Source organism: Stenotrophomonas sp. GSD10, assembly GCF_056172695.1.
The window spans coordinates 280,906-304,472 of record NZ_JAOCMC010000002.1; the positions used below are offsets into that span (position 1 = coordinate 280,906).

Below are 23,567 nucleotides of genomic sequence, written 5' to 3' on the forward strand. Positions count from 1 at the left end.
CCCATCCATGGGGGCTTGGTCGCCGCATCCATGCGGCTCACACCCCGCAAACCCACAGTGCCCCGCCTTCGACAGATTCCCGCGGTTGTTGGCAGGTGTCGACCTTGGTCGACATGGTAGATCCACGCCATGCGTGGATGACTGTCTGTCAGATTTCGAAATCAGGAAATGGGGTCAGATCCGTTTTCCGAAGGAAAACGAATCTGACCCCAGGAGCCATTCCGACAGATCGCAGGAATCTGTCCAAGGCGGGGTGGGTCCGGTTGCGGGGGTGTCAGCCGCATGGATGCGGCTGCCAAGCCTACAGGGACGTATTCACGGCGTCCCCCGCAACCGGACCCACCCTGCCATCCCTCAGAAAACCCGCTGTTGCTGTTGCTGTTGCCGGCCAGCGGCCGGCACTACCACGGGTGCCGGGTGCAACCCGGCCGATACCCTCCCAGTGCTAGGCTGTGGCCACCGACAACCACGGAGGCGGGATGGGGGCGATCGTGTTGTTGCCGCTGTGCGTGGACGATGCCGCGCTCGACCGTTGCCTGGCTGCACTGGATGCCGGCACCGCGCCGGGTACCGCGGTCTGGCTGGCCGACGATGCGCAGACCGGTCCGCGTGCGCAGGCGGTGGTGGAACACTGGTTGGCGCATACGCCACTGCAGGCCGAGTACACCCGCCGTGCGCGGCCGCTCGGCGAGGTGGCCCATCTGGACGAGATGCTGCGCGCCTGCGATGGCATGGACGTGGTGGTGCTGGCACCGGACAGCGTACCGGCGCCGGGTTGGTTGCAGCAGCTGCAGGACGCCTTTGCCCGCGACGCCGCCATCGCGACCGCAACCCCGTGGTGCAACGCGGGCGAAACCGCGGCGTGGCCACGTTTGGGCGAGATCAACCCCGAGCCCGATGACGCCGAACTGCTGGCGCACGTCTGTAGCGGGTTGCCGACGCTGCACCCGGAGCTGCCATCAGCGGTCACCCATGCGGTGCTGGTGCGTGGCAACGCACGCCGTCGCGCCGGTGGCCTGGATGTGGACAGCTACGCCGGCTGGAACGCGGCGCTGGTCGACCTGAGCCTGCGCATGGCCGGGCTGGGCTGGCGCAACGTGCTGTGCGAGACCGCCTTCGTCAGCCGCGCAGGCGAGGCGGTCAGCCGCGACGGCGATCTGGAAGCGCTGGCCGCGCGCTGGCCGGGCTGGGTGCCACGCCTGGCCGACTTTCTGATGCATGACCCGTTGCACGGGCTGCGGGCCGATCTGCAGCAGCGCATCCGGCAGGTGATAATGCCGCGGGAACAGGGCGACCTGTTCGTCCCGTCCGTGCCGGAGCCTCCCGTTTGAATGCTGCCATTGCCGCCGTTGTCGTCACCTTCCAGAGCGGCAGCACCATCGATGCCTGCCTCTCGCGCCTGCGCCAGGCGCAGGATGTGGCCGAGATCCGGGTGATCGACAACGGTTCGCTGGATGGCACGCTTGAGATCGTGCAGCGCCATGCCAGCCATGACCCGCGCGTGCGCTTTGTCGGCAACCCGGACAACCCGGGCTTCGCTGCGGCCAACAACCAGGGCGTGGCCGATTCGCGCAGCCCGTGGCTGGCCTTCATCAACCCGGACCTGATGGTCGAGGCCGATACCCTGGCCGCGCTGCGCGCCCGTGCCGATGCGCTGGGCGACTGCCTGCTGGGCGTGGAACAGGTGGATGAGCAGGGCCATGCCGATGAAGCGGTGCGGCGCCGTGACCCGGACTTCCTGATGATGCTGCGGTCGCCAGGCAAGGGCTCGAAGCTGGCCGTTCCGCGCGACCCTTCGCAGGCGTTGCAACGGGTGCCGGCGCTGTCCGGCGCACTGCTGATGATGCCGCGTACGCTGTTCGACCGCATCGGCGGCTGGGACGCGGGCTATCGCCTGCATGCCGAAGACCTGGACCTGTGCCGGCGCGCGCGTGCGGCCGGGGCGGTGGTGGCCATCGCCAACGACCTGCAGGTCACCCATGTGCGCGGTGTCTCCAGCCGGTCGCGTCCGTTCTTCGTTGAATGGCACAAGCACAAGGGCCTGTGGCGCTACTTCCAGAAGTTCGAGGCCGGGCAGCGCTCGCTGCCGGTGCGTGTGGCGGTGTTTGCGGCAATCTGGGCCCATGCGCTGATGCTGGTGCCGCGCCTGCTGCGCAGGTCGTTGTAGAGCCGAGCCCACGCTCGGCTCAGGCAAATCCAGCCGAGCGTGGGCTCGGCTCTACGAAAGGCGGGCGCGCCCACGGTTCACGCCGCCGGGCGCATAATCCGCCCCATGCCTATCATCCAGTCCCTGCTCGATACCGACCTGTACAAGTTCACCATGATGCAGGCGGTGCTGCACCAGCATCCCGGCGCCCAGGTGCAGTACCGGTTCAAGTGCCGTACCCCCGGCATCGACCTGGCCCGCTACATCGATCAGATCGACGAAGAAATCGACCACCTGTGTGCGCTGCGCTTCAGCGATGCCGAGCTGGATTACATGCGTGGCCTGCGATTCGTGAAGCCGGACTTCGCCGACTTCCTCGGCCTGTTCCATCTCGATCGCAAGTACATCCAGCTGCGTGCGTCGAAGACCGTGCCCGGCGAGATCGAGCTGGACATCACCGGGCCGTGGCTGCACACCATCCTGTTCGAGGTGCCACTGCTGGCGATCATCAACGAGGTCTGGTTCCGCAACACCACCACCGCCGACTTCGCCGAGGGTGAGCGCCGGCTGCAGGCCAAGGCCGCGCTGCTGCGCGATACGCCCGGTTTCGAACAGTGCCGCATTGCCGACTACGGCAGCCGCCGGCGCTATTCCCGCGACTGGCACGCGCGCCTGCTGCCGTTGCTGCGCGATGCACTGGGGCCGCAACTGGTCGGCACCAGCAACGTACACTTCGCACGCCTGTACGGCATGACGCCGCACGGCACGATGGCCCATGAGTACCTGCAGGCGTTCCAGGCGCTGGGCCCGCGCCTGCGCGATTCGCAGGTGGCCGCGCTGGATTCGTGGGCGCGCGAGTATCGCGGCGACCTGGGCATCGCGCTGTCCGACGTGGTGGGCCTGGACGCGTTCCTGCGCGACTTCGACATGTACTTCTGCAAGCTGTTCGACGGCGTCCGCCACGATTCGGGCGATCCGTTCGACTGGGGCGATCGCATGCTCGCGCATTTCCAGCAGCGCCGGGTCGATCCGCGCAGCAAGGTGCTGGTGTTCAGCGATGGTCTCGACATCGCCAAGGTGATGCGGCTGTACGACTACTTCCGCGGCCGTTGCCAGGTCGCGTTCGGGGTCGGCACCCATCTGACCAATGACCTGGGCCCGACGCCGCTCAACATCGTCATCAAGATGGTCCGCTGCAATGGCCAGCCGGTGGCCAAGCTCAGCGATTCGCCCGGCAAGAGCATGTGCGACGACCCCGGCTACCTGGCCTACCTGCGACAGGTCTTCGAGCTGCCTCAGCCCGAGTAGGGGCGTCGCCCCGGCGCCTTACAGGTAATCGACCACCACCAGGTACGCGCCCTGCAGCGGCTGCTGCCGGGCCGCTTCCACCCGGTAGCGCTCGGAGAAGGCGATATCGCCGGCGCGCAATGCGCTGGCCGACACCGACAGCTTCTGGCCCTGGCGCTTGCCGTCGCGCAGCGTGGCGGCCTGGCCGTCGGCCAGCGCCGTCACCGCCACCGTCGAACCCTTGGCCGACGGCGGGCAGGCCGCCAGGCTCAGCTCGCCCTGGGACAGGTTCGTCGTGCAGCCCGGTTCGGCGATGCGGCCACTGAAGCGGATGCTGCCGCTGCTGGCCTGGGCCACGGCACTGAGCGACATCAGCGCCACGCACAGCAGAAGGGAGTTCCTCATGACACGTTCTCTGGTTCGGTGTGTCCTAGTTAGCGACAGCTTCGATCCAGCTTTAATAGGACGATTCCGAATCTGCTAGGGCCATCACCAACAAAGAGTGATGCGCATCAAATAAGCCGATTTTCCCCTGAAAACGTACGGTTTCCCGCGCGTGCCGGTAGCGTCACTCGTTGCGTCAGAAGACGTCACTTCTCGCTCGATGGCGGCACCGTCAACGTTCCTGCGCCGACGCGCTCTCAATCCGGGTAACACGTCACACATGGGGCGTCAATGAATTGACGTTCAGAAAAATAATGAGACTTTCATCACACTTGTGCATATACTTTCGTCACGGATCCAGGGAGGTACATCCGGATCCGGCCACAGGTGAGACGCAAGGATGGGTCTTGTTAGCCCGGCAGTGCTCCTTGCTTCCTCCTCTACTTCTCATCTCTTCAGTAGGGTTAGGTAAAAGCGAATGCACAAGATCAACCTCATTGCCGCTCTGATGCTGGCCGCCGCTCCGCTGGCCGCCAACGCCGCCGACGGCACCATCACCTTCAATGGCAAGGTGACCGACAAGACCTGCACCATCTCGACCCCGGGCGGCAAGGATTTCGCCGTGACCCTGCCGACCGTGTCCAAGAACACCCTGGCCACCGCCGGTGCCGTGGCCGGTCGTACCCCGTTCGCCATCAACCTGACCAAGTGCAGCGCCGGCAACGTCGCCACCTACTTCGAGCCGGGTTCCACCGTTGACTTCAACAGCGGCCGCCTGGTCAACCAGGCCTCGGCCAACGCTGCCACCAACGTGCAGCTGCAGCTGCTGGGTTCGAACAACCAGTTCCTGCCGGTCAAGGCTGCCGGCGCTGGCCTGGCCCAGACCAACTCGCAGTGGGTCACCGTCGGCACCGATGGTTCGGCTGACCTGAACTACTACGCCGAGTACTACGCCACTGCCGCCGCCACCCCGGGCGACGTCACCAGCAGCGTCAAGTACACGATCATCTACAACTGATCGTCGCCGTACCCGCATTGGCCGGCGTACACGCCGGCCAGTGCTCCGCGGCCTCTGGCCACACCCCTCGAGCGTAGTCCTTCCGATGAAAGCACTCTTTCCCCGGGCGCTGCTGCTGGCAGCGTTCACGCTGCCCTTCTGCCAGAACGCTCTGGCCGGCGTGGTGGTCAATGGCACCCGCGTGATCTACCCGGCGCAGGCGCGCGAAGTCACCGTGCAGGTCGACAACGTGGGCGACTCGCCTGCGCTGGTACAGGCCTGGATTGACAGCGGCGATGCCAACCAGACCGCCGACACCAGCGATGCCCCGTTCGTACTGACGCCGCCGATCGCGCGCGTCGAACCGGGTCGCAGCCAGGCGCTGCGCGTGATCTTCTCCGGCGCGCCGCTGCCGACCGACCGCGAGACGGTGTTCTGGCTCAACGTGCTGGATGTGCCGCCGTCGCCGGACAACGCCGACAGCGGCGACCAGAATTATCTGCAGGTCGCGTTCCGTTCGCGGCTGAAGCTGTTCTACCGGCCGCAGGGCCTGAAGGGCGTCGCCAACGACGCACCGGCAGCGCTGCGCTGGACCCGCACCGGCGACCGCCTGCGGGTGGAAAACCCCAGCCCCTTCCACGTCACGCTGGCCGAAGTGCATGCGCTGACCGGCAGCAGTGAAAAGGCAGTGGAGGACAAGGGCGCAATGGTCGCGCCGAAGCAGAGCCTGGAGTTCGCCGCACCGGCGGGCACCGACCAGGTGCGCTTCATCACCATCAACGATTACGGCGGCCGGGTGGAACACACGATCCGCCTCGGCAGCACCGGGGGCTGAACGCGCCGCGCCGGCCATCGGCCCGCGCATCCCGCCACCGCCGCCGTGCGGCGAATTGAAGGAATGTCAGTGTGATCGGAAACAGATTGACATTGTCGATCCATCAGGCGATCTGCCTGTTGGCTGCCGGCGTGGCCTGCCCAGGATGGGCGCTGGCTGCACCGGCCAATCTCGGCGAACAGGCGCTGATGGCGCAGAGTGGTGCGGCCACCGCGCGTGCGCCGGAGTCGGCCCAGTTCAATTCCAGCTTCCTGTCCGGCCAGGCCAAGCAGGTCGATCTGGCCGCTTTCAGCAACGGCAACCCGATGGTGGCCGGCAGCTACCGTGTCGACGTCTACGTCAACGGTGCCTGGCAGGGCCGTCGTGACCTGCAGTTCAAGGCCGATGCGCAGGGCCGTGTCGACGCCTGCCTGCCGCTGCCGATGCTGGAGGAAATGGGCGTGGACAGCGAGGCCGTGCTGCTGCAGCAGGACCCGTCCGTGCCCACCGACACCAGCAGCTGCGTGCCGGTGCAGCAGCGTATGGCCAACGCCTACGGTGTCTACGACAGCGGCAATCTGCGCTACGACCTCAGCATCCCGCAGGTGTTCCTGCGCCGCGAGGCGCGCGGCTACGTCAATCCGGCGCTGTGGGACCGTGGCATCAATGCCGGTTTCGTCGGCTACAGCTTCAATGCCATCGACAGCAACAGCCGTGTCGAAGGTGGCCAGCGCAACCGCAGTGCCTACTTGGGCCTCAATGCCGGCCTGAACCTGGGCGGCTGGCAGTTCCGCCATGATTCCAACCTGACCTGGAGCGATGGCGACGGCCGCCATTGGCAGAGCATCGCCACCTACGCCCAGCGTGGCATTCCGCAGGTGCGCGGCATGCTCACCCTCGGTGAGGCCTACACCACCGGCGAACTGTTCGATTCGATCGGCTATCGCGGTGCCAGCCTGGCCAGCGACGACCGCATGCTGCCTGATTCGCTGCGCGGTTACGCGCCGGTCGTGCGTGGCATCGCCGAGACCAACGCACGCGTGGAAGTGCGGCAGAACCAGCAGCTGATCTATTCCTCCACCGTCTCGCCGGGCAGCTTCGTCATCGATGACCTGTACCCGACCGGCTACGGCGGCGATCTGGAAGTGAGCGTGATCGAGGCCGACGGCCGCCGCCGCGAATTCAAGGTGCCGTTCGGTTCGGTGCCGCAGATGCTGCGCGAAGGCGTGTCGCGCTACGCGCTGACCGCCGGCCAGGTGCGCAACAAGCTGTTGGCCGACGAACCCTGGCTGGTGCAGGGCACCTACCAGCGCGGCATCGGCAACCAGCTGACCGTGTACGGCGGCAGCGCACTGAGCGAAGGCTACCTGTCGCTGCTGTACGGCGTCGGCCTGTCCACGCGCATCGGCGCGTTCGCCGCCGATGTCACCCACGCGCGTACCTCGTTCGACCACTACGGTGACCACACCGGTGCCAGCGTGCGCCTGAGCTACAGCAACATGATCGGCGAGACCGGGACCAACCTGACTCTGGCCGCCTACCGCTACTCCACCGAAGGCTTCTACAGCCTGCAGGACGCGCTGTATGGTCGCGACGCGGACACCCGCGGCATCGATCCGACCACCCGTGGCCGCCAGCGCAGCCAGTTCCAGCTGACCCTGAACCAGCCGCTGGGCCGCCGTGGCGGTGCCCTGTATGTGACCGGCTCGGTGCGCGACTTCTACGACCGCAGCGGTACCTCCAAGCAGTACCAGGTGGGCTACAACAATGCCTGGCGTTCGGTGAACTACGGTTTCTCGGCGCTGCGCACCGAAGAAGGCGTGCTGGGCCGCTCCGACACCCAGTACCTGTTCTCGATGAGCGTGCCGCTGGGTCGCGGTACCCATCCGGTGTCGTTCAGCGCCGACCTCGGCGCGCGCGACCGTGGTGGCTATGACAACAGCCGCGTCGGCATCACCGGTTCGGCCGGCGTGGACAACAACTTCAGCTACGGCGCGGCGCTGTCGGACTCGCGCGAGGGCGGCACCACCGCCGTCGGCAACGTCGAGTACCGCAGCCGTTACTCCGCGTTGAACGCCACCTACAGCCACTCGCGCGACTTCCGCCAGGCCTCGGTCGGCGCCAACGGCAGCGTGGTGGTGCATCCGGGCGGCTTCACCTTCACCCCGCAGCGTGGCGACACCATGGTGCTGGTCGAGGCGCCGGGCGCGCGTGACGCCATGGTCAGCAATGCGCCGGGCCTGCGCGTGGATGGCCGTGGCTACGCGGTGGTGCCTTACGTGTCGCCGTACCGCCTCAACACCGTCACCCTCGACCCGCAGGGCATGGCCCACGACGTCGAGCTGGAAAGCACCAGCCAGTCGGTGGCGCCGTTCGCCGGTGCCATCAGCTACCTGCGCTTCGATACCCGCAAGGGCAACGCACTGCTGATCCAGGTACGCAACACCGATGGCCGCACGATGCCGTTCGGTGCGCAGGTCAAGGACGAGCAGGGCCAGCCGGTGGGCATGGTCAGCCAGGGCGGGCGCCTGTACGTGCGCAGCGAGCACAACCAGGGCCGCCTGCAGGTGGAGTGGGGTGCCGGTGCCGAACAGCGTTGCACCATCGACTACCAGGTTCCGGCGGGCGCCGACGCGTCCAAGACCGGTTTCATTCCGCTGGAGGCAGCATGCCGTTGATTTCTTTCCGAGGCCGCAAGGCGCTGGCCGCGCTGGCGATGCTGGGCGGCGTGCTGCTGGCGCAGCAGGCCAGTGCCGCCTGCCGCATCCAGAGCAGCTGGTTCGTGGCCCAGGACGTGACCATGGACATGGGCCAGATCGTGATCCTGCCCAGCACCCCGGTCGGTGGCGTGATCAAGGAGATCAGCGAGCCGATCAACCAGCAGAACAGCGTGGCGCGCTGCGACTGGTCCGGGGGCGCTCGATCGGCGAGTACGTCAATGCCGCACAGAAGCGCCCGGTGGCCGGATTCTCCAACGTCTATGAAACCGACGTGGCGGGCGTGGGCATCCGGCTGTACCGCGACTCCGGCGCAATCCAGACCTATTACCCGCACACCATCAATTTCGGCAGCAACAACACCATCTCGCTGGTGGGGGTACCTTCCGCATCCAGCTGATCAAGACCGCCGCGCAGACCGGCTCGGGCGTGATCGCACCGAACGGCCGTTTCACCACCTACTACTTCGATGGCGACGGTGCGGGCCGGCCGGTGCTGACCTCCACCTTCAAGGGCTCGGGCACCACCGTGGTCAGCCCCACCTGCGAAGTGCAGGCCGGCAGCCGCAACATCGCCGTGGATTTCGGCAGCGTGCCCAACACCACCTTCACCGGCGTCGGTTCCAAGGCCGTCAACCGCGACTTCGAGATCCGCCTGAACTGCCAGGGCAGCAATGTAGCGGCTTACCAGAGCAAGATCGGCATCCGCCTGGACGCCGACCAGGACAGCTCCAACATGGCGGGCGTGCTCAAGCTCAGCGCGGCCAGCAACAGCGCCACGCGCATCGGCATCCAGATGGTCCAGCGCGACGGCACCACCGAACGCGAAGTGCGCTTCGGCCAGACCATCAATGTCGGCACCACCGCGCCGGGTACCAGCGTCATGGCGCTGCCGCTGCGCGCCCGCTACATCCAGACACAGGCCGGTACCGTCGGTGCCGGTGTCGCAAACGGCCAGGCAACGTTCACCATCCAGTACGAATAACGCGGCCAACGGCCGCCTTCCACCACCGCTGCGCCGCACCCCAACGTCGCCTGCCTGCAGGCGGCGTTGACCGCGTCTTGATCCCGCAAGCGTGAAGATCGGAGCTATCATGACCGTACAGCAACATGAATGTGATGTACGTCATGAAAGCGAGCTTCCCTTCACCACAGTGCCGCCACCGGGTACTCCGCCCGGCTGAGCGCCGCTGAAAGGACCCGGCGTGACAGCGACCCACCTTGCCATTGCCGGACTCCCGCGGAATACGTTGAGATGCGCAGCGGCGGCCTGTACTGGGTGGTCGCCGCCGGCAGCGCGCCGACCGATCTGCTCGGTGCCGGCGTGCTGGCCGCTGCCGACGCACTGCACGACGCCGTGCTGATCACCCTGGGGCGTGGTGCCGAACCGATGCTGTCGCTGTTGCCGGCCGCACAAGGGCCGGCGCAGCTGCGCCTCTTCCAGCGTTCGCACCGTGGCATGCAGCAGGCACTGCGCGGTCTGGTCGGCGATCTGCCGCGCACCGCGTCGGCACAGACACGGCTGAGCCTGGTGCAGTTCCCGGTTGCAGCGCTGGATGGATGGGATGACGCGCGCCTGGCACGCTGGTGCGCGCAACTGCAGGCGTGGGCCGAGCAGGCGCGCCAGGTGCTGCTGTTGTTGTGCCACGGCGAAGTGGCCACCCTGGCCCCGCGCCTGCTGGCATTGAACCGCACCTGCGCGGGCGTGGCCCAGCTGCATCCGCACCGGGGCGCGCTGCAGCTGCTGCTGCACTACTGGTCCAACAGCCACGGCGTGGTCGCGCAGCAGTCCTTCGGCGTGGTGCAGGAGGGCAACGCGCTGCACCATCGGCGCAGTGACGATGCCGTCCTCGCCCCCGCCCACGATGTCAGCGGCAGCGATCGCGATGTGTTCCTGGCCCAGGCCGAGGTGCTGGAGGGGGCGCCACCGCTGTCGGCCGCATGGCGCCTGTTCGATGGCTGGGGCGGCCTGTTGCCGGCGGCACTGCAGGCGCGCGAGGCGACCGTGGTGCTGGCCATCACCGAAAACGCCCAGGTCGATGCGCTGGCGCGGCTGCTGCATCGCCTGCGCCGCGAGCGTGGCAACGCGTTGAAGCTGGTCGTGCGTGAGCTGCAACCCTGTCTTCGTTATGCCGATGAGCGGCTGCTGATGCAGTGCGGTGGCAGCCTGGTAGTGCCGGCCGATACGCCGTTGCCGCGCCTGTTGACCCTGCTTGAAACCGTGCAGAGGCAGCGCTGGCAAGGCCAGCTTGCCGACGATCCGGAACCGTTGATCCGTGCCCACCGTCCTCCCGCGCTCAGTGGCCTGGTCAATGTGGCGCGCTTCCGCCAGATTGCCGGCGAGCGCATCGACCAGGATGGCAGTGCGGTGGAGAGTGCGGTGCTGGCGCTGCAACCGGTTGCCGGGCTGCGCGCCGAGCAGACGCTGCAGCAGCTGCGCATCCGCCGCCAGGGCGATCTGGCCTGCATCTATCGCGGCCAGGTACGCCTGTTCCTGTTCGGTTGCCGCCGCGATGCCGTCGAGCAGGCGCTGGGCAACCTGTTCCGCCTGCCGTGGCGCGAGCTGTTCGATGGCTACCAGCGCCTGGCCGAATATGACATTGCAGCCATGAATGCCAGTGGCAGCGATCCCGACGCCGATGTGCTGCCGCCCCTCCGGCGGCACTGCCGGTGGTGGCCGCGGCCGTGGAAGGGCCGTCCTTCACCGCTCCAACGCCGCTGCGGCTGGGAGATTCCGCATGACCACCGACCAGCAGCTGTGGACCCTGATCGTCGCCTGTGCACTGGTGATGATTCCCTTTGGCGTAATGCTGGGCAGCCTGTGGCGCGCCCTGCGCCGCAGCGTTGCGCGTGCGCTGCCACCGCGCCACCTGCGCCGGGTTGGCGTGCGCAGGCGTTCACCGCGGGGCGCTGCATGAGTCCGCAGACCGTTCCCGCATCACCGTTCGCGTGGGCCGACCTGCGCGGCTGGAATCTGTACTTCCTGTCCAAGGTGGTGCTGGCCTGGATGGGCGCACTCGACCTGAAGATCCTGCCCAACCTGCTGTTCCTCGGTGCGTTGCTGGTGCCGTTGCGCTGGCGCTGGGCGCGCATCGTGCGCACCGTGGTGGCGGTACCGGTGGGCGTGGCGCTGTATTACCAGGACACCTGGTGGCCACCGTTCAAGCGGCTGCTGGTGCAACCGGGCGTGCTGGATTTTTCGGCCGACTACTGGCTCGAGCTGGCGCAGCGCTTCATCAACTGGCAGATGGTGGCGGTACTGGCGGTACTGCTGGTGGCGTACTTCCTGCTCAAGCCCTGGCTGCGCATCACCACCCTGAGCGTGCTCGGCATGCTCGGCATGGCCGTGCTGGCGATACCGATGCCGGCTGGCCTGGGCTGGGTGCAGGGCGCCGCCACGGCGTCGGCGCGTAGCGATGGCGGCGGCGGTGGTGGCAGCCTGCCACCGGCCAACAATGAAAACCTGAACGCCTGGCTGGCCAGCTTCTACCAGCAGCAGGCCAGGTTGAAGACCAACTTCCCGGCGCCGTCCAGCGGCGCGCCGTTCGACGTGATCATCCTCAACATCTGTTCGCTGGCCTGGAGCGACCTGGATGAGGTGGGGCTGCGCCAGAACAACCTGCTCGACCACATGGACGTGGTGTTCGACGATTTCAACTCGGCCACCGCCTACAGCGGCCCGGCGGCGATCCGCCTGCTGCGCGCCAGTTGTGGCCAGACCTCGCATACCGCGCTGTTCGATCCGGTGCCGGCCGAGTGCCAGCTGTTCTCCAACCTGCAGCGTCTGGGCTTCCAGAGCGAGCTGGCGATGAACCACGACGGCCACTTCGACGACTTCATCGGCGAACTGCACCAGTACGGCGGCCTGCAGGCGCAACCGATGGACATCAACGCGTTCCCCAAGGCGCTGGTGGCCTTCGACAAGTCGCCGCTGCGGCGCGATGGCGACGTGCTGATGGCCTGGTGGAAGCAGCGCCAGGCCGAGGCGTCGCAGCAGGTGGCGCTGTTCTACAACACGATCTCGCTGCACGACGGCAACCGCATCGTCGGTGCCGACGGTCGCTCCAACGCCGCCGACTACAAGGCGCGCGCGGAAATGGTGCTCGGTGACATGGCCGGTTTCGTCGATGCGGTGGAGAAGAGCGGGCGCCGCGCGATGATCGTGGTGGTGCCCGAACACGGCGCGGCCCTGCATGGCGACCGCATGCAGATTCCGGGCATGCGTGAGATTCCCAGCCCGTCGATCACCCACGTGCCGGTGGGCGTCAAGCTGGTGGGCATGGGCGAGCCGGCCGCCGGCGGACCGCGCCACGTGCCCGAGCCGAGCAGCTATCTGGCCCTGTCCGAACTGGTGTCGCGCGTGTATGCGCTCAACGCGCAGTCGCCGCCGAGCGAACGCAACTGGGACACCCTGCTGAAGGGCCTGCCGCAGACCCCTTCGGTTTCCGAGAACGAAGGCGCCAAGGTCATCGACTACGACGGCAAGCCGTGGCTGCAGTTGCAGGGCAGCCAGACCTGGAGCCCTTATCCGGAGGACGCGCGCTGATGGCCGCCGACATTCTTGCCGTGCCTACCACGCTGTCGGTGGAAGAGGATGACATCGACCTGCTGCGTCGCAGCCTGGATATGCCCGGCCTGCCGTACGTGGATTTCTCGGCCCAGCACGAGCGTGCGCAGGCACTGGCGCGCTGGCCGTTGCTGGCCGAACTGGAGCGGGCCGAACTGGAGCCGCGCCGATGAGCACCGTGCTGTCGCTGCAGGGTATCCACGGTGGAACCGGGGTGACCACGGTGCTGGCGGCGCTGGGGCAGGGCCTGCACGCCCAGGGCGTGCGCGTGCTGCTGATCGAGTGCAGTCCCGATCAGATGCTCGGCCTGCATCTGGGCCTGGCGGCCGATGTGGAGGGTGGCTGGGCGCGCGCGCTGCTGGAGGGCAGCGACTGGCGCGATGCCGCCTTCGCCTGCGCGCCGGGCCTGGCCGTGCTGCCGTATGGGCGGGTCGATGCCGAGGGCGCGATGCAGGTGGAACGCCACCTGCACGACACGCCGACCCTGTGGGCTGATCGGCTGCCACAACTGGCCAGCCAGTTCGACTGGCTGTTGTTCGATCTGCCGCAGCGGCTGCCGGCCCATGCGGCCGCGATCAACCAGCACGCACGCTGCACTTTGCCGCTGCGGTTGGCCTGCGTCGACCCGGTCAGCCATGTGTTCCTGCAGCGCCAGCGCGACGACGATCGCCTGTTGCTGGCCAACCGCTACGACCCGGCGATCACGGTGCAGCGCGATCTCATGCAGCTGTGGCTGCATGCGCACGCGCGGCGGTTGGTGCCGCAGCCGCTGCATGAAGATGCCCAGGTGCCGGCGGCGCTGGCCAGCAAGCAGCCGCTGGGGCGGCATGCCGCCAACTCGCTGGCCGCCGCCGATGTCGATGGGCTGGTGTTGTGGTGCCTGGCCGAAGCCGCGCGCCGGCAGGGCAGGGCAGGGGAGCGCTGATGAGCAGCCGCGTCTACTACCTGGGCTGGAGCCGAATGCGCGAGCGCGTCCATGCCGCGTGGCCGACGCGCGCCGTGCTGTGGCTGTTGCAGCTGCTGGGCTGGGCGTTGCTGCGGCTGGAGGGTCCGGCCTGGCAGGCACTGGCGCCGCGCCTGCGCACGGCGTTTCCGCAGGTGCAGGGTGACCGGCGCTGGCGGCTGGGTGACCCGCTGCGCCTGCTGATCCAGGCCGTGTGGCTGTCGGTGGTGCGGCTGGTACCGAAGGCTTCGAGGCGGCGGCTGCGCCTGGCTGAAGCCCGCCGCCAGCGCATTGCCGAGCTGCGCGGTGCCGCCGGGCGCGGCCGCCTGCGCTACCTGCGCGCGATGCGCGATGCGCCCAGCGAATTCTGGAACAGCCGCCTGGCGCACTGGTTCGGGCAACGGGCGCGCGCGCTGTCGCCACGGTCGCGGCAGCTGCTGACGCTGCTGATCGGGCTGGCCACGCTGGGGCTGGCCGTGCTGTGCATCACCCAGCCGTTCACCTATGTCGCACAGTTCGTGTTCGTGCTGCTGCTGTGGGCCATCGCGCTGCTGGTGCGGCGCATGCAGGGCCGCTACGCCACGCTGGTGCTGGTGGTGCTGTCGATCACCGTGTCCTGCCGCTACCTGTGGTGGCGCTACACCGCCACGCTGAACTGGAACAGCACCTTCGACCTGGTCTGCGGCGTGGTGCTGCTGGCGGCCGAGACCTATTCCTGGCTGGTGCTGATGCTGGGCTACGTGCAGGTGGCCTGGCCGCTGCGGCGGCGCCCGGCGGCGCTGCCGCAGGACATCCGGCAGTGGCCGACGGTGGATGTGCTGATTCCCACCTACAACGAAGACCTCGCGCTGGTGCGGCACACCGTGTACGCGGCGATGGGCCTGGACTGGCCGGCCGACAAGCTGCGCATCCATATCCTGGACGACGGCAAGCGCGAGGAATTCCGCGCATTCGCCGCGCAGACCGGGGTCAACTACATCACCCGCAGCGACAACCGCCACGCCAAGGCCGGCAATCTGAACCACGCGCTGACGCTGATCGACGGCGAGCTGGTGGCGATCTTCGACAGCGACCACCTGCCGGTGCGCTCGTTCCTGCAGATCACCTGCGGCTGGTTCCTGCGTGATCCCAAACTGGCCCTCGTACAGACCCCGCATCATTTCTTCTCGGCCGACCCGTTCGAGCGCAACCTGCAGGTGTTCCGCAGCGACCCCAATGAAGGCGAGCTGTTCTATGGGCTGGTGCAGGACGGCAACGACCTGTGGAATGCGGCCTTCTTCTGCGGCTCGTGCGCGGTGCTGCGGCGCGAGGCCATCGATGCGATCGGCGGCTTTGCCACCGAAACCGTCACCGAGGATGCGCACACCGCGCTGCGCCTGCATCGCGGTGGCTGGAACTCGGCCTACCTGCGCATTCCGCAGGCGGCGGGCCTGGCGACCGACAGCCTGGGCGCGCACGTCAACCAGCGCATCCGCTGGGCGCGTGGCATGGTGCAGATCTTCCGCATCGACAACCCGTTGCTGGGCAAAGGCCTGAGCCTGTTCCAGCGCTTCTGCTACGCCAACGCCATGCTGCACTTCCTGGCCGGCATTCCACGCCTGGTGTTCCTGACCGCGCCACTGGCGTTCCTGCTGCTGCACGTCTACATCATCTACGCACCGGCGCTGGCCATCCTGTTGTTCGTGGTGCCGCACATGGCGCACGCCAGCCTCACCAATGCCCGCATCCAGGGCAAGTACCGGCGCCCGTTCTGGGGCGAGGTGTATGAAACGGTGCTGGCCTGGTACATCGCGCGGCCGACCACGGTGGCACTGTTCAGCCCGGGGCGGGGCAAGTTCAACGTGACCGACAAGGGCGGTACGCAGGCCGGTGATCGCTTCGACTGGCGCGTGGCGCGGCCGTACCTGGTGCTGGCGCTGCTCAACGTGCTGGGCCTGTGCTTCGCCGTGTGGCGCTTCATGCACGGGCCGGCCGACGAGCGTGGCACGGTCGTGGTCAGCTCGCTGTGGGTGCTGTACAACCTGCTCATCATTGGTGGCGCGCTGGCCGTGGCCGCCGAAGTGCAGCAGGTGCGGCGCACGCACCGGGTCACCACGCGCCTGCCGATGGCGCTGCAGATTCCCGATGGCCGTCGTCTGCGCGGTGTGCTGCAGGATTACTCCAATGATGGCGTCGGCATCGAGCTGGGCGAGGATGCGCTGCTGGCCGAGGGCGAGCGCGTGCAGGTGCTGCTGGGGCGTGGACGCCGCGAGTTCGCGTTCCCGGCCCGCGTGCAGCGCACCGTCGGCCATCGCCTGGGCCTGTTGCTGCTGTTCGAGAGCGAGCGCCAGCGCGTGGAGTTCGCCCAGTGCACGTTCGCCCGCGCCGATGCCTGGCTGGACTGGCATGCCGGCTACCAGCCCAAGAGCCTGCCGCGCAGCCTGTGGAGCGTGCTGGTGCTGGGCTGGCGTGGTTACCGGCGGATGGGCGACTTCACGCCGTTCGACCTCGACCGTCCGATGCATTGGAGCCGTCGCCTGCTGCGATGGATGGCCAGCTTCGCCCCGCAACGTCCGCTTCCTTCCCACCCGGCTGACCCAGCCGCTGATCCAGGGCTTCGTCCATGAGCACTCCTCTTTCTCTGCGCTGGCTGCTGCTGCCCTTGCTGGCCCTGCCCGTGGCTTCGGGCAACAGTGCGCCGGCGCCGGCCCTCCCCGCCACCCTGCCTGCCGCGCGCGCTGCGGCGGCCGCACTGCCGCCGCCGTCGTCGTCGCCGACCGGGACGGCGGCCGTGCCCGCCGCGCCTGCCGCAGGCAGCGAACCGGCGCTGGCGCAGACCTGGGCCGGTAGTGCCTGGCCGTGGCAGCGGCAGAACACCTTTGCCCAGCTCGGGCGGCGCCAGGACACGCTGCTGTCCGGCGTGCGCAATGCCACCACGTTCGAGTTCCAAGTGCGCCGTGACCGCCTGGTGCGCGACGCCGAACTGGATCTGAGCTTCACGCCCTCACCGTCGCTGCTGCCGACCCTGTCGCATCTTCGGGTCTATCTCAACGACGCGATGATGGGCGTGGTGCCGATCAGCAACGATCAGCTGGGCCGCCCGGTGCAGGCCAAGCTGCCGCTGGATGCGCGCCTGATCGCCGATTTCAACCAGGTGCGGCTGGAGTTCGTCGGCCACTACACGGATATCTGCGAAGAGCCGACCCACAGCTCGCTGTGGGTCAACCTGTCCAGCAACAGCACCTTGCGCCTGGGCGGCCAGCCGCTGGCGATGCAGGACGATCTGGCCAATTTCCCGCTGCCCTTCTTCGACCCGCGCGATACCGCACGTCTGGAACTGCCGGTGGTGTTCGCCGCCGCACCCAGCCTGGGCCAGCAGCGTGCAGCGGCGGTGATGGCTTCCTATTTCGGCAGCCTGTCCGGCTGGTGGCGCCAGGCGCGCTTCCCGGTGAGCTTCGGTGCACTGCCCGACAGCGGCCATGCGGTGGTATTGGCGGTCAACGGCAGGTTCCCGCCGGTGATCGCCAACCATGCACCGGTGAAGGGGCCGGTGATCGAACTGATGGCGCTGCCGGAAGACCCGCAGCGCAAGCTGCTGCTGGTGCTCGGCCGCAACGATGAGGACCTGCAGAAGGCGGTGGCCGCGATGGCCGCCGGCAACGTGTTGTTCCGCGGCCGCCAGGTCAGCATCGACGAGATCAAGCCGCTGGCCCCGCGCAAGCCGTACGATGCGCCGAACTGGGTGCGCACCGACCGTGCCGTGCGCCTGGCCGAGCTGCTGGACTACCCGCAGCAGCTGCATGCCAACGGCGTGTCGCCGCAGCCGATCACGGTCAACCTCAACCTGCCGCCGGATCTGTTCATCTGGCGCAACCAGGGTATTCCGCTGAATCTGCGCTACCGCTACACGCCGCCGTTCGGCAGCGATGAATCGCGGTTGGGGGTCGCGATCAACGACCAGTTCATCTCCAGCTTCCCGCTGGTGCGGCGCAACGGCAAGCAGGGCCTGGAGGAAATCCGCCTGCCGGTGCTGGCCGGCGATGCCGGTGCCGATGACGGGCGCCTGCTGATTCCGGCATTGAAGCTGGGTGACCGCAACCAGCTGCGCTTCGATTTCAACTTCGCCAGCGTGATGGGCAGCGCCCAGCGCGACCATTGCCAGACGGTGCTGCCGCCGAACCTGCAGGCGGCCATCGAGGAAGACTCGACCATCGACTTCTCCGGCTTCCATCACTACATGGGGCTGCCGGACCTGTCGGCGTTCGCACTCAGCGGCTTCCCGTTCACCCGCATGGCCGACCTGTCCGAGACCGTGGTGCTGGTGCCGTCGGTTTCCAGCGAAGCGCAGGTGGGCCTGCTGTTGAACCTGGTCGGCGGCCTGGGCGTGCAGAGTGGCTACCCGGCCTACGGTCTGCGCCTGTCCGATGACTGGAAGCAGGCCAGTGCGCTGGATGCGGACCTGCTGATGCTGGGCGCGCTGCCGGCCGAGCTGCGCGGCAGCCAGCAGCTGTCGCTGCTGATCGACGACCAGCGCACGCGCCTGCTCAATGGCCAATCGCCTTCACCGCAGGCGGCGATGGAACAGGCGCGGCGCGGCAGCCGTGCCGGCGACCCGGCGGTGACCGAAGTGGCCGTGACCGCGCAGGCCCCGTTCGCCGCGATCATCGGCATGCAATCGCCGCACCATGCGCAGCGCAGCATCGTTTCGTTGGCTGCCAGCAATGCCGCCGACTATGGCCTGCTCGATGACGCGCTCAGTGATACCGGCAAGCGTGAGGCGATCGCCGGATCGGTGGCGATCCTGCGCAGTTCGGGTATCCACAGCCAGTTCGTCGGCGAGCACTACTACGTGGGCGCGCTGCCGTGGTGGCTGCTGCTGTGGTACCACCTGGCCGACCACCCCGCGCTGCTGGCCGTGCTGGCCACGGTGGTGGTGCTGATGGTGGCCTTCCTGCTGTGGCGCACGCTGCGCTGGGTGGCAGCCAAGCGTCTGGATCCGGGGCACTGATGGCACGCAGGCGGCACCCGTTGGTCACCGCATCCGGCCTGGTCCTGCTTGGGCTGGCCGGGGCCGCCCCGTGTGCGGCGCAGGCGCTGCCGGAGACCCCCGGCGGCACCGTGGCCGAGCAGCGGCAATGGCTGCTGCAGCAGGTGCGCATCGGTGAGGCCACCGGCCGCCAGAGCCTGATCGAGGACGCACTGGCGCGGCTGCGGATGCTGGCCCCGGATGATCGCGCTACGTTGGTGGCGATCCTGGAGGTGCAGCTGTCGCAGCAGAAGCTGGACGATGCCGAGGCCACGTTGAAGCGGCTGCGCCAGCTCGGCGCCGGCAGCCGCGAACTGGCGGCCGGTGAACGCCTCTGGCGCGCCTACCGTGGCGATCTGCAGCAGGAGTTGCAGCAGGCCCGCCTGTTTGCCGCCGGCGGCCGCAGTGCCGAAGCGCTGACGATCTACCGTCGCCTGTTCAATGACGACCCGCCCGGCCTGCAGCTGGGTCTGGAGTACTGGCGCCTGCGTGGCAGCCAGGCCGATGGACGCGCCTTGGCGATCCGTGCGCTGAGCGAGCTGGATCGCAGCTACCCGGGCAATGTGACGCTGCTGCAGACGCTGTCGCAGCTGCTGTTCGCCGCCGGCCGCGACAACGAAGCGCTGGCCGCGCTGCAACGGATGGGACGCAATCCGGAGGCGCGTGGCATGGCCGCCGATGCCGAGTGGGCGTACCTGAAGGAGCAGCCGGCCGATGAACGCAGCGTGCGCCGCCTGCAGGATTTCATCACCCGCAACCCCACGTTCAACGATCTGGCATTGGTGCGCGAACGCTATGCCGATCAGCACAAGCGGGTGAGCGACCCGGCATGGCGTGCGGGCCTGCGTGGCCAGCAGCTGCTGGATGCCGGTCGCAACGCCGAAGCCGAGCGCGCCTTCCTGCAGGCCCTGCGGGGTTATCCACGAGAGGCCGATCTGCTGGGCGGGTTGGGCATGGCGCTGATGCGGCAGGGACGGCGTGAGCAGGCCATCGGCTACTTCCAGCGTGCGGTGCAGGCCACCCCAGCCGGTGACAGCAGCGACAAGTGGCGTGATCTCATTGCCAGCACGCGCTACTGGCTGCAGCTGGACCAGGCCGATGCTGCGCTGGCCGCAGGCCGGTTGGACGAGGCCGAGCGCCTGTATGCCCAGGCACGCCGTCAGCAGCCCCGCGACGTCAATGCGGCGCTGGGCCTGGTTGACGTGGCCGTGGCCCGCGGCGATGACGCGGCCGCCGAACGGCAGCTGCAGCTGGCACGGCGGATGGCCCCCAACGATGCCAACGTGATCCGCAAGCTGGTGCAGCTGTATGGCCGCACCGACCCGCAGCGGTTGGAAGCCTTCATCAACGCATTGCCCGCTGCCCAGCGCAGGTTGTATGCCGAAGACCTGCGCCAGCTGCAGATCAGCCGCCTGCGCGAGCGCCGCGAACAGGCGCTGGCCAGCGGTGATGCCACCACCGCCATCGCGCTGGGGCAGCAGCTGCGCAGCGAACTGCCGGCCGATGCCTGGCTGGCCTACGCGCTGGGCAACGAGCTGCGCAGCGCGGGCCGGCAGGACGAGGCCGATGCCGTGGTGGCCGACATGGCGGCCCGCAACGACAGTGCCGAGGCGCGCTACGCACAGGCGTTGTATCTGTCCGGCTCTGATCGCCTGCCGCAGGCGCTGGCGGTGCTCGACGCGCTGCCGCAGGCGCAGTGGGACGATGACATCCGCGCGCTGTCCACCCGCCTGAAACGCCAGCAGCTGGTCGACCACCTGTGGGAGCTGCGTGCGCAGGGACGTGAGGCCGAGGCCATCGCGCTGCTGCAGCAGCAACCGCCCAGCACCGACAACGATCTGCTGATGGCCGAATGGGCGCGCCTGCGCGGTGACCACGCACAGGCATTGCACTACTACCAGCGCGTGCTCGCCGCGCAGCCGGACAATGTGGATGCGCAGCTGGGCCAGGTACAGGCCTGGATCGGCAGCGGCGACCTGGCCAGCGCACGCCGCCAGATGCACGACGCACCGCCGGCAGTGGACGATGCCGAGATCGGCCAGCAGCGCCAGCTCGCCACGATCTGGACTGACCTGCGCGAAGACACCAAGGCGCTGGCGATCCTGCGCGCACTGCTGGCGCGCAGGACCGGGCCCGATGCACAGTCCTGGCGCGACGCGGCACGGCTGGTGCGCCGCGATGATCCGCAGCAGGCGCTGGACATGTACGCGCAGGCGATGGCCGACAATGGCCTGCTGGCCCCCGCCCAGGCCACGCCACGGGACAATCGTGCGCTGACCCTGGCCAGCCGCGAGACCGCCGGCGATGACTGGTTGCGGCGCAGCCTGCGCAGCGACGTGGAGACCCTGTACCAGCAGGAGAATCCGACCCTGACGGTGATGCAGGATACCGGCCGGCGCAGTGATGGCACCCCGGGCATTTCGCGGCTGTCGCGCGATACCCGCATCGCCCATCTCGATGCCCCGTTCGCCGGTGGCCTGGGCTGGGCGCGCATCGAGCAGGTGAACTTCGATGCCGGTCGTTTCCAGACCGACGCGAATGGGGCCTACGACGAGGATTTCGGCAGCTGCGACCTCGATCTGCTGCGGGCCGACGGCAGCAGCCTGCGTGCACCGGGCTGCACCCGCTTCGTGCACCAGCGGCGCAGCTCTGGTGCCGGTTTCGCCGTCGGCTGGCGCACGCTGGACGACCGCTGGAACCTCGACATCGGCCACACCCCGTCCAACTACGTGGTGGGCAACTGGCTGGGGGCGTCACCCTCAATGGCGATCTCGGCCGGTTCGGCTGGGGCGCCACGGTGTCGCGGCGGCCGATGACCAATTCGCTGCTCTCCCAGGCCGGTGCCATCGACCCGCGCAGTGGCATCGCCTGGGGCGGGGTCACCGCCAACGGCGCCACCTTCAGCCTCGGCTACGACCAAGGCGGCCGCAATGGCGTGTGGTCGAACTGGAGCTGGCACCGGCTGACTGGCCGCAACGTGGTCGACAACACCCGTGCACGCGCGATGGTGGGCTGGTACCACAAGCTGATCCAGCGCACCGACATGCGCCTGGACGTGGGCACCACTGCCATGTACTGGCGCTACCAGAAGGACCTGGGCGGCTACTCGCTGGGCCAGGGCGGTTACTACAGTCCGCAGCGCTACGCCTCGCTGAGCCTGCCGGTCAGCTTTGCCTGGCGTAATGATGTGTGGTCGGTGCGCCTGGATGGCTCGGTCAGTGTGTCCAGTGCGCGTACCGCTTCGATCAGCCGTTTCCCCGATCAGGCATTGATCGAGCGCGTGATTGCACAGCTTGAGCCGCAGTACGGCCCGTTGCGGCTGGACGAGACTGGCCTGTACACCGGCGACAGCAGCAGCACCGGTACCGGCTACCGCCTGTACGGCGCGGTGGAACGCCGCCTCGGCGATCACTTCGTGCTGGGCGCGGCCGGAACCCTGCAGCGCAGCCGCGATTTCTCGCCGAATTCGTTCCAGTTCTATCTGCGCTATACCTTCAAGCCCTGGCAGGGCAACCTGCCGTTGCCTGTGTCTCCGCTGGTGCCCTATGGCGAATTCCGCTGATCTGCGCCGCCGTCGCCTGTTGCAGGCGGCCGCTGTGCTGCCGATGCTGGGCTGGTCGCGCGTGCAGGCGCAGCCGGCGCCGCGTTGGCCGGCCTGGAGGGTGCTGGTGGACAGCAGCCTGAGCCGCGACGGGCGCATGATCGACCGCAGCCAGCAGGACCAGCGCAGCACCTCGGAAGGGCAGTCGTACGCCTTGTTCTTCGCGCTGGTGGACAACGACCAGGCGGTGTTCGATCGCATCCTCGGCTGGACCCAGGACAACCTCGCCGGTGGCGACATGGGCAAGCGCCTGCCGGCCTGGCTGTGGGGACGCGATGACGCCGGAGCGTGGCGGGTACTGGACGACAACCCGGCTTCGGACTCCGATCTGTGGCTGGCCTACGCGCTGCTGGAAGGCGCGCGCCTGTGGCGCCGTCCCGCTCTGAAGGCCATCGCCGAGGGCATGCTGGCGCAGGTGCGGGCACGCGAGATCGTGGACCTGCCCGGGCTTGGCCCGATGCTGCTGCCCGGCCCACAGGGGTTCATCGAAGGGGACGCCACGCGGGTCAACCCCAGCTATCTGCCCCTGCCGCTGCTGCGTCGCTTTGCGGCGGAGGATCGCAGCGGGCCGTGGCAGGCGCTGGCGCGCAATAGCGTGCAGCTGTTGCAGCAGAGCAGCCCGCACGGCTTCGCACCGGACTGGGCAGCGTGGAAAGGCGATCGCTTCGTCGTCGACCCGGTGCGCGGCGCGGTCGGCAGCTACGATGCCATCCGCTGCTATGCCTGGGCCGGCATGACTGCCGCACGCGATCCGTTGTTCCGTGCGCAGTTGGCCGCCTTGTCCGGGCCGCTGCAGCGCCTGCGCAGTGGTGCGCCGATGTGGGAAAAGATCGATACCCGCAGCGGACAAGGGCAGGGCGAAGGCAATTACGGTTTCCGTGCAGCGCTGCTGCCGTACCTGATCGCCCAGGGCGAAGCGGAGCGCGCGCAGTCGCTGCGGGCCAGCCTGCCCAGCGCCGAACAGCAGCGTGCTGAGGCACCGGCCTACTACTCGCAGATGCTGGCCCTGTTTGGCCTGGGCTGGGCCGAAGGGCGCTGGCGTTTCGCTGCCGACGGCCGCCTGCAGCTGCGCAGGTAACTGCAGTGCTGCGGGGTCAGAGCCCTTTG

The 23,567-nt window shown here is 68.2% G+C and carries 14 protein-coding genes and 3 pseudogenes; 16 read left to right on the plus strand and 1 reads right to left on the minus strand.

Annotation, left to right across the window (positions count from 1 at the left end; translation table 11 throughout):
• Positions 1–479: 479 nt before the first annotated feature.
• The 3 genes from N4G47_RS01385 (at position 480) to pncB (ending at position 3,454) form a co-directional block, all read left to right on the plus strand.
• The gene (locus N4G47_RS01385) at positions 480–1,331 is read left to right on the plus strand and encodes a glycosyltransferase family 2 protein (RefSeq protein ID WP_475284776.1); all 852 of its coding nucleotides are present in this window, start codon (positions 480–482) and stop codon (positions 1,329–1,331) included.
• The gene (locus N4G47_RS01390; RefSeq protein WP_249841961.1) at positions 1,328–2,167 is read left to right on the plus strand and encodes a glycosyltransferase family 2 protein; all 840 of its coding nucleotides are present in this window, start codon (positions 1,328–1,330) and stop codon (positions 2,165–2,167) included. The genes N4G47_RS01385 and N4G47_RS01390 overlap by 4 nt, the downstream gene beginning before the upstream one ends.
• 105 nt (positions 2,168–2,272) lie before the next feature.
• A complete protein-coding gene (gene pncB / locus N4G47_RS01395; protein ID WP_475284778.1) occupies positions 2,273–3,454 on the plus strand; it encodes a nicotinate phosphoribosyltransferase in 1,182 nt (393 codons plus the stop codon).
• Positions 3,455–3,472: 18 nt separating this feature from the next.
• Here pncB and N4G47_RS01400 read toward each other — a convergent pair whose 3' ends face one another.
• Positions 3,473–3,838 (minus strand): hypothetical protein, encoded by a 366-nt coding sequence (locus N4G47_RS01400; RefSeq protein WP_107229806.1) that lies wholly within the window; start codon positions 3,836–3,838, stop codon positions 3,473–3,475.
• Between the two features lie 457 nt (positions 3,839–4,295).
• Between N4G47_RS01400 and N4G47_RS01405 the strand changes: the two genes are divergently transcribed.
• The 13 genes and pseudogenes from N4G47_RS01405 to bcsZ all read left to right on the plus strand — a co-directional run bounded on the left by N4G47_RS01405 (position 4,296) and on the right by bcsZ (position 23,538).
• Positions 4,296–4,835, plus strand: coding sequence for a fimbrial protein (locus N4G47_RS01405; protein ID WP_107229807.1), 540 nt, complete (start codon positions 4,296–4,298; stop codon positions 4,833–4,835).
• Positions 4,836–4,920: 85 nt separating this feature from the next.
• Positions 4,921–5,649 (plus strand): fimbrial biogenesis chaperone, encoded by a 729-nt coding sequence (locus N4G47_RS01410; RefSeq protein ID WP_475284781.1) that lies wholly within the window; start codon positions 4,921–4,923, stop codon positions 5,647–5,649.
• Positions 5,650–5,741: 92 nt separating this feature from the next.
• On the plus strand, positions 5,742–8,306 hold the full coding sequence (locus N4G47_RS01415) for a fimbria/pilus outer membrane usher protein (protein ID WP_475289875.1): 2,565 nt from the start codon (positions 5,742–5,744) through the stop codon (positions 8,304–8,306).
• Positions 8,307–8,434: 128 nt separating this feature from the next.
• A pseudogene (locus tag N4G47_RS01420) lies at positions 8,435–8,488 on the plus strand (hypothetical protein); the annotation flags it as partial.
• Positions 8,489–8,586: 98 nt separating this feature from the next.
• Positions 8,587–8,801: pseudogene (locus N4G47_RS01425) on the plus strand (fimbrial protein); the annotation flags it as partial.
• A gap of 120 nt (positions 8,802–8,921) precedes the next feature.
• The gene (locus N4G47_RS01430; protein ID WP_475289876.1) at positions 8,922–9,329 is read left to right on the plus strand and encodes a fimbrial protein; all 408 of its coding nucleotides are present in this window, start codon (positions 8,922–8,924) and stop codon (positions 9,327–9,329) included.
• 195 nt (positions 9,330–9,524) lie between these two features.
• Positions 9,525–12,890: a cellulose biosynthesis protein BcsG gene (gene bcsG, locus N4G47_RS01435; RefSeq protein WP_475289877.1), complete on the plus strand. Its 3,366-nt coding sequence runs from the start codon at positions 9,525–9,527 to the stop codon at positions 12,888–12,890.
• Positions 12,890–13,084, plus strand: a complete 195-nt coding sequence (bcsR, locus tag N4G47_RS01440; protein ID WP_475284783.1) for a cellulose biosynthesis protein BcsR — start codon at positions 12,890–12,892, stop codon at positions 13,082–13,084. The genes bcsG and bcsR overlap by 1 nt, the downstream gene beginning before the upstream one ends.
• Positions 13,081–13,836 (plus strand): cellulose biosynthesis protein BcsQ, encoded by a 756-nt coding sequence (bcsQ, locus tag N4G47_RS01445; RefSeq protein ID WP_475284785.1) that lies wholly within the window; start codon positions 13,081–13,083, stop codon positions 13,834–13,836. The genes bcsR and bcsQ overlap by 4 nt, the downstream gene beginning before the upstream one ends.
• Positions 13,836–16,460, plus strand: a complete 2,625-nt coding sequence (bcsA, locus tag N4G47_RS01450) for a UDP-forming cellulose synthase catalytic subunit (RefSeq protein WP_475284787.1) — start codon at positions 13,836–13,838, stop codon at positions 16,458–16,460. The genes bcsQ and bcsA overlap by 1 nt, the downstream gene beginning before the upstream one ends.
• Entirely contained in the window at positions 16,457–18,841 is a 2,385-nt protein-coding gene (bcsB, locus tag N4G47_RS01455) for a cellulose biosynthesis cyclic di-GMP-binding regulatory protein BcsB (protein ID WP_475284789.1), read from the plus strand. The genes bcsA and bcsB overlap by 4 nt, the downstream gene beginning before the upstream one ends.
• Positions 18,842–19,527: 686 nt before the next feature.
• Positions 19,528–22,421, plus strand: a pseudogene (gene bcsC, locus N4G47_RS01460) (cellulose synthase complex outer membrane protein BcsC).
• The gene (gene bcsZ / locus N4G47_RS01465) at positions 22,405–23,538 is read left to right on the plus strand and encodes a cellulose synthase complex periplasmic endoglucanase BcsZ (protein WP_475284791.1); all 1,134 of its coding nucleotides are present in this window, start codon (positions 22,405–22,407) and stop codon (positions 23,536–23,538) included. Before bcsC ends, bcsZ begins: the two are co-directional and overlap by 17 nt.
• Positions 23,539–23,567 lie beyond the last annotated feature (29 nt).